Consider the following 11,773-nt stretch of genomic DNA (forward strand, 5'->3'; position numbering starts at 1 on the left):
GGCCAGGCCATGTCCGGCATCATCAACGTCAGAACGAAAGAAGGCGGCGCTACTTACCGCGGTTCGCTGGCCTACAAACGCGATTATTTTGGCAGCTTCGATCCCGGCACGCCGATCATCGGCACATTCAGCACAAAAAACAGCCACAGCTTTCGCACCGATGTTGCGGAGTTCAGCCTGAGCGGCCCGGAGCCGGTTACCAATCTCATTTTACCGGCGTTAGGTCTGCGCGTGCCCGGCACATTCAGCGTTTTTGGCAATTTGTATGCCTTGACCAGCGACACCTATTTGCGCACCAGCGCGCGCCAGCTCTATTCTTCAACGTTTCATGGCAAGACGTTCGCGCCACGCCAGGACAACAACTGGTCGGGCTTGCTCAAGTTGACGTGGAAAATCACGCCGACGCACAAATTGATGATCTCCGGCAATCAATCGGTTTCAATCAATCAAAACGAAAAATCGTTGCAAACAAATCTGGAATACGTGGAACCCAGCCCGGGCTATCCCTACGATTTCGAAAAAAATCTCGATAACTTTCAAACCTTCACCCATCTCAACAAGAATGTGGCGCTGTCGTGGACGCATACGCTGAACACGAAAACATTCTATGAAATCAAACTTTCGCGCTTTTTCACGAATTTGCGCAGCGATGTGAACGGCAAGCATTGGACGGAATACGAAGAACCGCAGGACATTGTCACGACGCCGATCGATTATTTTTATAACGCGGATAGCAGCATCGTTTCGGTATTTCCCGGCGACGGCTTTTGGGATTACGGCAATGGAGCCACCTGGCACGATCATTACGTCGATGAATACACGTTCAAATTCGATCTCAATCGCCACAGCGCCGACAACACGCACAAGCTCAAGGCCGGCTTTGAAACGCAATTCGCTGAGATGCAGATGATCGACATCTTCCGGCCCTGGTTCGGCGGCCTGGGTTTGAACAACGACATTTATCGCGTCAATCCGGCTTACGGCAGCATATACGCGCAAGATCAAATCAAATTCAAAGGCTTGATTGCCAACCTGGGGCTGCGTTTCGATTATTGGTTTCCCGGGAAATTCGTGGAGGATGCCGTCAACAATCCCGAAGTCGTAACGATCAGTGACGCCACGCGGCAGCAATTCAAAAACGAGACGCATAGTTTTTTCGGCCGGCGTTGGCGCGGCCGCGTCAGCCCGCGCCTGGGCATCTCGCATCCCATCACCGACAATCAAATGCTGTTCTTCTCCTACGGCCATTTTTCCAAGCGCCCGAAACCGCAATTTGTCTATGCCAAACTGGGCGAGAACAGCGCGAAGTCAACCTTTCAAAAATTCGGCAATCCCAATCTTGATTATGAAACCACCGTGGCCTACGAGTTCGGCGTGCGGCATAAATTCACCGAAAACGACGTGTTCACGGTTACGGCTTATTACAAAGATATTTTCGATTATGTCACGACGGTGAATTTCCGCGGCAGCGGCCGGCTCTCAGGCCGAACCTTCACCACCTATCTCAATCTCGATTATTCGCGCAGCCGCGGCCTCGAAGTCGAATATCGCAAGCGCGCCGGCGATTTTCTCACCGGCTCGATCAGCGGTTCGTATTCGCTCGCGACCGGCAAAAGTTCTTCGCCGGATGATGCGTTTTTGGTGGCGCAAGGCACGTTGAATGAAAAACCGATTACGGAAGATTATCTCATTTGGGATCGTCCCTGGCAGGTGAGCGCCGTGGCGAATTTCAATCTCGACAAAGGCGAAGGCCCGAAAGTTTTCGGCGTAAGAATTCCGGATAACTGGAATCTCAACTTGCGCGCCTTTGCGCAAGCGGGCAAGCGTTACACGCCATACTACTTCACCGGCACCACCTTGCTCAATGGCCGGCCCGAGTATGAAGATGATTTGGATCAAAACGGCGAATCAGATGATCCTTACGGTAAGCTGGCGGCAACCTGGTTTTGGGTTAATTTGAATTTTGAAAAGTATTTTCGGCTTGCGGGTTTGAGTTATACCTTTCAAATCGAGGTGGTGAATTTGTTCGATCGCAAAAACTCACAAATCATCAATCCGGTAACCGGACAGGCGTATGAGCTTGGCGATCCCACGCCCACGAGCTGGAACGATCCATTTTATCCCGACACGCAGGCACCGCTCGATCCGTTTCCGTTTAATCCGGCGAGATATTTGACGCAACGGAATGTCCGAGTGGGGTTGGTGATGAGGTTCTAGTCACAGCAGCTTGACTCAAACTGTGTGAATACCCAGTGGGAACGCGGGCTTCGACAGGCTCAGCCCGCGGGAACCAAGCTGTTTTGCAGAACCAGAATCTTCAGGGCCTGAAAATCACAGAAAGAATTTTGATGAAGACAACTGAATTGAAATACAACAAACGAGTCGCCGCCGGTGCAGCTTTGCTCGCGCTGGTGATCTTCATTCCCGCCGCGCGCGCCCAGCTTATTCCCATTCTCGGCAATCAGCGCGCGGGCACGGCCATGGCGCAATTTCTCAAAATCGGTGTGGGCGGCCGCGCCGTGGGCATGGGCGAGGCTTTTGTCGCGCTGGCAAACGATGCCTCCGCGTTGTATTGGAATCCCGCGGGCATTGCGCAGATGAACAAAAGCGAATTCATCTTCTCCCATGTGAACTGGCCGGTGGAGGTGAAGCATGAATTCGCCGGGTATGTTCATCGCCTGGGTGAATTGAACGCGCTGGGCATAAGCGTGACCGCGCTGCATACGGATGATTTCGAGGAAACCACGGTGTACCAGCCGCTCGGCACCGGCAACTTTGTTTCGTTCGGCGATCTTGCCGTGGGGCTTTCATTCGCGCGGCGCATGACCGATCGCTTCAGCATGGGCGTGACGCTCAAATATGTCGATGAAACACTGGCCGAATTGCACGCGCGCAATGTGTTCGTTGATTTCGGCACGTATTATTGGACCGGCTTTGGCACCTCGCGCTTTGCCATCTCGGTGTCGAATTTTGGCACGAATATCAAGCCCTCGGGCACGCTCTATTTTCGCGACGGCTCACAGACCAGCAGCTTTCAAGATTTTGCGCCGCCCACGATTTTCCGCATCGGCTTTGCCACGGAAATCGTCAACCAGGCGGAGCACAAAGTCACGACGGCGCTGCAACTCAATCATCCCAACGACAATGCCGAAAATCTCAATCTCGGCGCGGAATATTGGTGGCGCAATGCGCTGGCGCTGCGCGGCGGCTATCGCACCAATGTCGACGAAGAAACCTTCACCTTCGGTGCGGGCGTGGCCCTGCCGCTGAAAGTCTTTAATTTGAACCTGGATTTTTCGTATACTGAGTTCGGCAATTTGGGTAGCGCCAGCCGGTTTACAGCCAACCTTAAGTTGTAGCAGTGGCGCACGATTTCCTGAACGGTGAATATCTGCACCGATTTTCAGACAAGTTGAAAATCGAAGCTCTTCAAGCAGCCTTAAACTCCGTCCACAAAAGTGGAAATCCCACAGAAGTAAAAAGCTTTTTTTGTGGGACTTCAATTTTGTGGGCGAAAGGCTTGCAGAATTTTATTCTGCGTTTGGAAACGCTCAGCGCCTATGAAATCTTTGATGCAGCCACCCATGAGAAAATTCATGCTCACGCCTCGCCGCGAACTATTTTTGAAACTATTGTTTGGCGCAACGGTTTTCTTTTTATCACTTTCCTGCGGACCATCCATCGTCCGCTTTCAGCCCACCCAGGCCGATTTTTCCTTCGTCGCGATCGGCGACGTGGGCGAAGCCGGCGATATTCTAAAACACAATGCCGCAGTCATGCGCAAAATGTATCGTGAAGACAAATTCCACGCGCTGATTTTTTTGGGCGATAATTTTTATCCCATCGGCTTGAATATTCCACGAGCAAAAGTATCGAAAAAGATTAAATCCGTGCTCGACCCGTTCAACGAGGTGACGAACAGTTTGGGCCGGCCTCAGGTGCATGCGCTGGCCGGCAATCACGATTATTATGCTTTTCTGGCGGTTGATTTCAAACTGCCGTTGAATATTTACAGCGTGCAAACCGCGCCCTACGGCATCAGCGATCTCGGCAATCAGCGCGCGGACACCATCCGCGCCTGGACATACTACAAAGGCCTGCCGCAAACCGTGTTGTATGGCCCGGACACGAATAAAATCCAAATGATCTTTCTTGACTCTGCGCTGCCGCTGCGCACGGACACGACGACGTGGCAGCCCGCGCTGGACAGCCTGCATCAATTGCTGGCGGCGCATAAACAGAACGACAGCGTGAAATGGCGCCTGCTCTTCTTGCATCATCCGTTCTACACACTTGGGCCGCACGGCGGTTACAAACATTGGGACGAGGAAGCGAATACCGTGCGCTATCTCAACCCGTGCAGCAAGGATTCCAACGCCGTGGATTTTGCAGTGAATTTGCTCGATCCCGAGGATACCTGCGCTCCGAAATACCAGGCCTACATGCGCGCCGTACAAGCCGTCATTGCGGGCAGCGGCGTAGCGGTTCAGGCTGCGATTGCCGGGCACGAACATGTTTTGCAACTGGCTTATAAGAATACCGGCAATCCCAAGGTTCATGTCGTTTCCGGCGCCGGCGCCAAGGCGAGCCGTGTGAAAGCCGGCAATCCCCAGCGCCAGGAATATACCTGGTGGAACAGCTTCGATCCGGATGACAACGTCAAAGAAAAAGGTATCAGCAAACACGGCTTCGTGCGCTTTGACTTGAAGGGGCAAAATTTAGAGCTGCGTTTTTATGACGGCGAAACCGGAGACGTGTTGGCGGCCGAGGGGGAAAAGAAAGTTTTTGTGATCAATCGCGCCGGCGAGTTGAGCTTGCGGTGATGCCTTATGGACAGCGCTAGTGAAGCTGCAAAAACAATGATGCCTTCCGAGCGCAACTCTGAGGCAGCCTAAAAACGCCTCATGTCCAGCCAAGCCGCGTTCCCGCTCCAGAATGCGCTTGCACAAAATCAAAATAATTATTATTGTTCCGCCTTCGTTTACCCTCCCAGGAAATTACTCTTCAAAAGGATATTGTATCAATGCTCCAGCACAGCATCGTGGTGCAGTGACAGCCGTGTGCGTGCGCCTTGGGCCTGCTGGCATTTTTTTCTTGACCGTTTGCCGAACAAATGGCAGCAAACACTTTTCGAGAGTCATGCCATGACGGAAAAATAACCCACCCGATTCCTGGGGTTTGAATTCTTCTAACCTTCATTGGTTAATCGATCTCAATCCTTTCTTCTCCTTATGGTTTGGCGATTTCCGCAATCGCACGCGAAATTGGCCAAGTTTTTTTGTGATCACTCTGCCTTCGCGCAGACAGCCGTTTTTTGCAATGATATCCACTTTGTGATTTGAATAGAAGTTTCAATAGCCGTCGCGGACACATTCAGGAAGCGCGCCTGCGATGAAAAACACCTCCAGAAAGACTTCGCGCTCCACACAAATCGGCTCGAATCCATTGTTCGAAATGTATTTCGTCTGGCGGCATGCAATTGACACCGGCTTCCGTGACTGCTGCATAAGCTCATTTGTAAAGATGGCATCAGGCCCGCGGCTCCGGTTGCTGTTGCTCGTTGCAAACAAGTCACGATCCGAATGCCGGGGCTTCTCGCCTGCCTTGGCACATTGCAGAAACTTTGCTAGCCGGCCTTTTCCTGGTACAAAAACTTCGCGCCTCACTTGATGGAATCGAAACTAATCGGTAAAACGATAGACAATTACCTTATTCTGGAGCTGCTGGGCAAAGGCGGGATGGGAGTCGTTTATAAAGCCCGGGATATTCAGCTCGACAAGATTGTGGCGCTCAAGATGATGGAGCTTGGGCTGTCACGCGATGAAAATTTTTTGAAAAGATTTCGGGCGGAAGCCAAGGCGTTAGGAAAACTGGAAACCCCGCACATCGTCGCGGTACATGCGCTGCGCGAGACCGAATTGGGTCTGCTGCTGGTGATGGAATTCGTTGACGGCGACACGCTGGCGCAAATGCTCCGCGCTCGAGGCCCGCTTGCTCAGGCAATCCATCGCGACTTAAAACCCAACAACATCATGATCAACCGGCTCGGCATGGTCAAGGTCATGGACTTCGGGCTGGCCAAAATCCAAAACCCCTCCGAACCCGCAACCACAACGGTGACCGGCGGCACGCTGCACTACATGTCGCCCGAGCAAATTCAGGGCATGTCCCAGGTCGATCGGCGCAGCGATCTTTATTCTCTGGGCATGAGTTTATACGAGGCCCTGGCAGGCAAAACGCCCTTCGATGCGAATAACACTGATTTTCAAATTCGCAAAATCATCGTCGAAGGCAAGCTGCCGGCGCTCGAGCGGCGGAATCCGGCCATTCCCAAAGAGCTGTCGAAAATCGTTATGAAAGCGCTCGCGAAGACTCCCGGCGAACGTTATCAAACAGCGGCAGAAATGGCCGAGGCGCTTATGGCATTCGAAAAAAAGGCGCATGCGCAAGCAACGCCAACTTCGACAACGCATTCTCGCAGGCGCCCCGGATGGAAAACTCTGGCGTCTGTAGGCGCGGTATTTTTTGTGCTGATCTCGATTTTTGTTTTGCGGGAGTACTTGGGTCCTCCCTCTTCACCCAGCGAAACACCTGTTGCCATCTTGTCCTTAGCCACGAAACCAAGCGGCGTGACTGTTTTCTTGAACGAGGATTCGGTGGGCGTAACTCCGCTCGAATTGCCAGTGACGCAGGAGGGTGAGATCACGCTCCGCCTGCACAAGGCAGATTACTTCACGCTCGATACTTCAATCGTTAAGCTCAAAGGCCGGGCCGAAACCTTTTCGTTTGTCTTGCAGCCCGCCGCGAGGCTTGCGCTCACCGTCATGCCGCCCGAAGCACGCGTGATGATTGACGGCAACGTGATCGCGCCTGCTCGTTTGGCCAGTTTGCAATTAACGGTGGGCCGGCATGATATTCAAATTTCCGCGCCCGGCTATCAAACCCAGCAAGAACAGCTTTCATTGGTCCATGGCGTTAACCCGCAACGAAATTATGTCCTGCAAAAGATTGCGTTCAGTGCGGAACAGCCGAACACGCCGGCGCTGGGCACACTCGACCTCAAATCCGATCCCGCCGGCGCCGCGATTTTAGTGAACGGCAGAGATTTCGGGGCAACTCCGGGAACGGCGCAGCTCGCAGCCGGCACATACGAAATCCTTTTGCGCCATCCAGGATATGAAGACTATGCTGACTCCGTAACTGTATCCTCCGGACTCAAAAGCGAGGTGTTCGGCAGACTCCGGCCGCAAAGTGGCACCCTGAGCGTGCTGGTAAAACCCTATGGAACGATTTATATCGACGGCACACTGGAGCGGCGAGATGCAAACACGCGCTACAGTAAAACTCTGGCTGCCGGTTCGTATCGCTTGGCCGCGGTTCATCCCACGCTGGGCAAATGGGAAAAAAACGTGACGCTTGCGGCCGGCCAGGAGGCTTTTATAGAAATTGATTTCAACAAGCAGGCAACCCTGGGTGTTGCTGCCTTCGATGAATCGAACAATCCGTTATTCGCGAGCATCTACGTCGACGGCAACGACACCAACTTGAGAACGCCCTGGCGGCTCACGCTGCCTATCGGACTGCACACCATCACCGTGCGGCATGAAGGTTATCGCATGCTGGATGCGCCGAAGACAATTTTGTTGGAAGGCAATGTGCCCGAGCCATTGCGCTTCACGCTGCAAAAAATTCAATAACCCGGAGATTGCTTATGCTGTGCAGAAAACACGATGTTCTGCGTTTATGCGTCCGGCGGCTTGGGGGCGCATTGTGTCTGATCGTTTTATCGGGCTTTGACCCGACAGCGGCTTTGCGGGCGCAAACCGCCTGCGCCGCGGAACTAGCTGAAGCCGAACAAAAATTTTACGGCGCCAGTTTTGACCAGGCCATTGCCATGGCCGAGCGCTGCTTGCGCCAAAGCGGCCTGCCGACCTCAACGCAGTTGCGCGCCTATCGTTTGCTGGCCATGGCATATCAGGCCAGAGGGGACATGAATCAAGCTAAGGAGGCGATTCGCAATTTACTGCAACTCGCGTCAAATTATCAGCCTGATCCCGTACAGGATCCTCCCCGCTTTGTCGAATTGGTCAAGCAAGTGCGCGTTGAGGAGCAATCTGTTGCAAAAGAGCCGCCGGCGTTGCAACCGTCCGGTCCGGGCGAGCCAGAAGCTTCCAAAAAGAAAAAAGGCAGGGCGGCAAAATGGCTTTTGCTTGGCGGTGGCGCCGGCGTCGCGGTGATTGTGGCGGCGGTGCTTACCAGCGGCGGGGGCAATGAAACAACGCCCCCACCGCAATCGTTGCCGACACCGCCCGCGCTGCCGTGAGGTCGCTGTGTTTTTGGTGATAACGCAATATCTCACCTGAAGCAAAAATTCCTGAACAAGCTAAACTGCGGTTGGTTCGGCAAACATTAAATTGACGGGTGGCGTGCTCATGCTTCGGCTGTGATCGCCGCCAAATGGGAGAGCATTAATGAACCTCAACCGGTTTCAGAGGGTCGTTTGGTCGCGCAGCAAAAAGCAATTCTTGATAGTTGTTCTGTTGCATACGCTGCTGCTCAGCGCAGCACAAGCGCAATCTTTTTGGCAACGAACCGGCGGTCCCAGCTTTCAAGGCCGCATCACGGCAATATCGGCCAACCGCGCCGACGTCCTTTTTGCGGGAACCGAGGGCGGGGGAATCTTTCGCTCGGACAATGACGGCGCAACCTGGCAGGCAGTCAATACCGGTTTGACCAATCTGAATATCACCGCGTTTGCCATTCAGTCGAATGGATATGTTTTTGCCGGAACCAATGGCAGCGGCGTTTTCCGCTCCACCGACGACGGGGACACTTGGACGCAGGTGATTAACGGCCTGACCAATCTCGCCGTCACCGCCATGGCGATCAATTCCGAAGGCCGCATTTTTGCCGGCACCGACGGCTCGGGCGTGTTTGCCAGTTACACCGGAAATCTCTGGACTCGATTGGCAGGCGGCATTTCTGACGAAAAAATTCGCGCCGTGGCCGTCAACAGCAGCGGGCACATCTTCGCTGGCACGTTTGACACCGGCATCTTTCGCTCGGTGGATGAAGGGGCGAGCTGGTCGCCGGTCAACAGCGGCTTGCTTCACACCCGCGTGCGCGCTTTTGCAATCAATTCCCTGGACGAAATCTGGGCCGGCACGCTGGCCGGGGGGGTGTACCGCTCAACCAGCAATGGCAATTCTTGGGTGCGGGTGAGCACGGGTTTGACCAACATGAATGTGCTGTCGTTGCTTAAAAACTCAACTGATGATTTTTGTGTTGGCACAGACGGCGGCGGGGTATTTCGATCAAAAGATGGCGGTCAGAATTGGGTGCCCATGAGCACCGGGCTGACCGAGTCCGTGATCCCTTCGCTTGCAAGAGGGCAGGGCGACCTGGTTGTGGCCGGAACTTCTCAGTCCGGTATTTTCAAAGGCGTGCTAAACACTTTTGTGCCAAATTTGTTTGCTTCAGCCTTTTCCTTCAGCCCCAACGCCGTCGAGCCGGGAGGCACAATAAGTTTGAGCGGCACGATAACCAACAACGATGCGGATTTGGTTATAACTGACATCAAAATCAATTTCTTCCTATCCAAGAACAACACTGGGGGACCAGATTTTACCCGCTTTCTGCATTCCTACACCATGCCCCCGCCGCTGGGATTCAATGAAAGCAAAAATTTTAGTGGAGAACTCGCGACTGTGCCGGACACGACCAGCCCGGGGAGTTACTGTGTCTGGCTCAGCCTCGACCCAGAAAACACCATCCGTGAAAGCAACGAAGAAGACAACCTTCGCGTTTCTGTTTCCACACTGCAGGTCACTGCCAATCCGCCACCGCCCACGCCGCCCGAGGCACCGACCAACTTGCAGGCAAATGCGATTTCGAGCACGCAAATCAATCTCACCTGGAACGACCAATCCGGCAATGAGACTCGTTTCAGAATTGAAAGAAAAATCGGAACCGGCGCTTTCACCTTCCTCCTCAACAAAGCCGCGGGCAGCACAAATCACAGCGACACCAGTTTGACGCCGGGAACGCAATACACGTATCGCGTGCGCGCGGAAAATGACGCCGGCAACTCCGCCTACTCCAATGAGGCCTCGGCCACGACGCCGGCGCCGCCCACCGTGACGACGAACGCTGCAACCAACATCGGCAAGCGCACCGCCACATTGCATGCAAGGGTCAATGCCAACCTTGCCAGCGCCACGGTCAAATTTCAATATGGCTTGACGACGAGCTACGGCAGTGAAATTGCCGCAACACCAAGCCCCGTGATCGGCAACAACGCAACGGAGGTGAGTGCAGTCTTGCCGGATCTTGCCGCCAACACGACTTATCATTTTCGCGTCACGGCGAGCAACAGCGCGGGAACCAGCAATGGCAGCGATCGCACATTCACAACTTTACCCAATACCGTCCTGCACGTGTCTGCCACGCGCGGTAACGACGCCAACCCGGGCACCGCCAGCCTGCCTGTGCGCAACATTCAAACAGCGCTCAGCCGTGCGAGTTCGGGCGACACCGTCAAAGTGGCTGCCGGCAACTTCAATGAAGGTTTGCAGCCGCAAGAAGCGGTGGATGCAATGGTCAAATTTTTGTTTGCGAAATGGTACGACGAACAAGCGACGATTGATTTGGCGAAACAAACGGGTGAAGCGCGGGCGTATGTTTTTAGCGTGAGCAACGAGACGGACCCCGAACGTTTGGTTGCCCAAGTGGGGAAAACCTTCGAGCAAGCCAAAGAATGGGAGCGCAAGACGCTGCAACAAAAGTTTGGCGACAATCCGGGGATTCGGCTCGCGTTCAAAGAAGGCGACAAATTAGAATTCAAACCGCACACGACGTTTGAGATTGTGAAACGTTTGCAGCCGTGGAGTTTGCGGCGTTCGTCGGCGGATGTCAAAGGCGGCGTGTTTGAAGATTTTCTGGGCAAGACCTTTCGAGATGATTTGGGACAATACTTTACGCCGACGCCGGTTATTAATTTGATGGTGGGAATTTTACAGCCAACGGCGAATGATTTTATCGGCGACCCCGCGTGCGGTTCGGCGCGCATGTTGACGCATGCGCTCGATTATGTTCGCAAACAGGAATTTGCCAAAGCCGTTGGCGCGAAGGGTGGAAAATCGGATGACATCAATCCCGAAGAACCAACCCAAGAGTTTATCCGCTTTCGGGATAATCAATTATTTGGGGCGGAATATGCGCCGAATGTGATGCACGTGGCGCGGGTGAATACGTTGATGAATGGCGCGCAATATGCGGACTTGAAAATCATGGATTCCCTGTCCCCTTTGGCGAGCATTACGGGCGGCGTGATGGAAGGTCTGCCGGGCAATCCCGGTTTTTATCCAAACGGCTTGACGATGATTTTGACAAATCCGCCGTTTGGTTCCAAGGTGACAAACGAGCGCGTATTAAAAGACTTGGCGGCGCGCGATGGCGTGAGCAAGTTGAATGGAAAGATTTCGAAAAGTCTGCCGCAAGAAGTGGCGTTTGTGAATCGCTGTCTCGAATTTCTTGCGCCCGGCGGCAAGTTGGCGATTGTACTGCCGGATGGGGTGTTGGCGAATAGTTCGATGCAAGAGATTCGCGATTGGATTTTGCGATGGGCGCAGTTGAAGGCCATTGTTAGTTTGCCCCAAGAAACCTTTGCGCCATATAATGCTGGCGTGAAAACAAGCGTAGTCTTTTTGGAAAAACGTGCGGACTGGCAAACAACTCAATCCGAAATCGAAAGTGAATATATGGTATTCATGTC

The 11,773-nt window shown here is 53.6% G+C and carries 6 protein-coding genes; all 6 read left to right on the forward strand.

The window, feature by feature from the left end:
* Positions 1 to 2,217, forward strand: a 2,217-nt coding sequence (locus tag FBQ85_25390; GenBank protein ID MDL1878465.1) for a TonB-dependent receptor, incomplete at its 5' end; no start/stop codon positions are given.
* 131 nt (positions 2,218 to 2,348) lie between these two features.
* A complete protein-coding gene (locus FBQ85_25395) occupies positions 2,349 to 3,359 on the forward strand; it encodes a UPF0164 family protein (GenBank protein ID MDL1878466.1) in 1,011 nt (336 codons plus the stop codon).
* A 201-nt stretch (positions 3,360 to 3,560) separates the two neighbouring features.
* Positions 3,561 to 4,823 (forward strand): hypothetical protein, encoded by a 1,263-nt coding sequence (locus tag FBQ85_25400; GenBank protein MDL1878467.1) that lies wholly within the window; start codon positions 3,561 to 3,563, stop codon positions 4,821 to 4,823.
* An 846-nt stretch (positions 4,824 to 5,669) separates the two neighbouring features.
* On the forward strand, positions 5,670 to 7,697 hold the full coding sequence (locus FBQ85_25405) for a PEGA domain-containing protein (GenBank protein ID MDL1878468.1): 2,028 nt from the start codon (positions 5,670 to 5,672) through the stop codon (positions 7,695 to 7,697).
* 14 nt (positions 7,698 to 7,711) lie between these two features.
* Positions 7,712 to 8,323, forward strand: a complete 612-nt coding sequence (locus tag FBQ85_25410; GenBank protein MDL1878469.1) for a hypothetical protein — start codon at positions 7,712 to 7,714, stop codon at positions 8,321 to 8,323.
* Positions 8,324 to 8,471: 148 nt separating this feature from the next.
* On the forward strand, positions 8,472 to 11,773 hold a 3,302-nt coding region (locus FBQ85_25415; protein MDL1878470.1), incomplete at its 3' end, for a DUF1565 domain-containing protein.

Source organism: Cytophagia bacterium CHB2 (genome assembly GCA_030263535.1).
In the GTDB taxonomy this organism is placed as follows: Bacteria; Zhuqueibacterota; Zhuqueibacteria; order Zhuqueibacterales; family Zhuqueibacteraceae; genus Coneutiohabitans.

What these genes read in the sequence shown, in the direction of transcription:
- FBQ85_25405 (MDL1878468.1), top strand. Translation starts at nt 5,670, where the DNA reads ATGGAATCGAAACTAATCGGTAAAACGATAGACAATTACCTTATTCTG.
- FBQ85_25410 (MDL1878469.1), top strand. Translation starts at nt 7,712, where the DNA reads ATGCTGTGCAGAAAACACGATGTTCTGCGTTTATGCGTCCGGCGGCTT.
- FBQ85_25395 (MDL1878466.1), top strand. Translation starts at nt 2,349, where the DNA reads ATGAAGACAACTGAATTGAAATACAACAAACGAGTCGCCGCCGGTGCA.
- FBQ85_25400 (MDL1878467.1), top strand. Translation starts at nt 3,561, where the DNA reads ATGAAATCTTTGATGCAGCCACCCATGAGAAAATTCATGCTCACGCCT.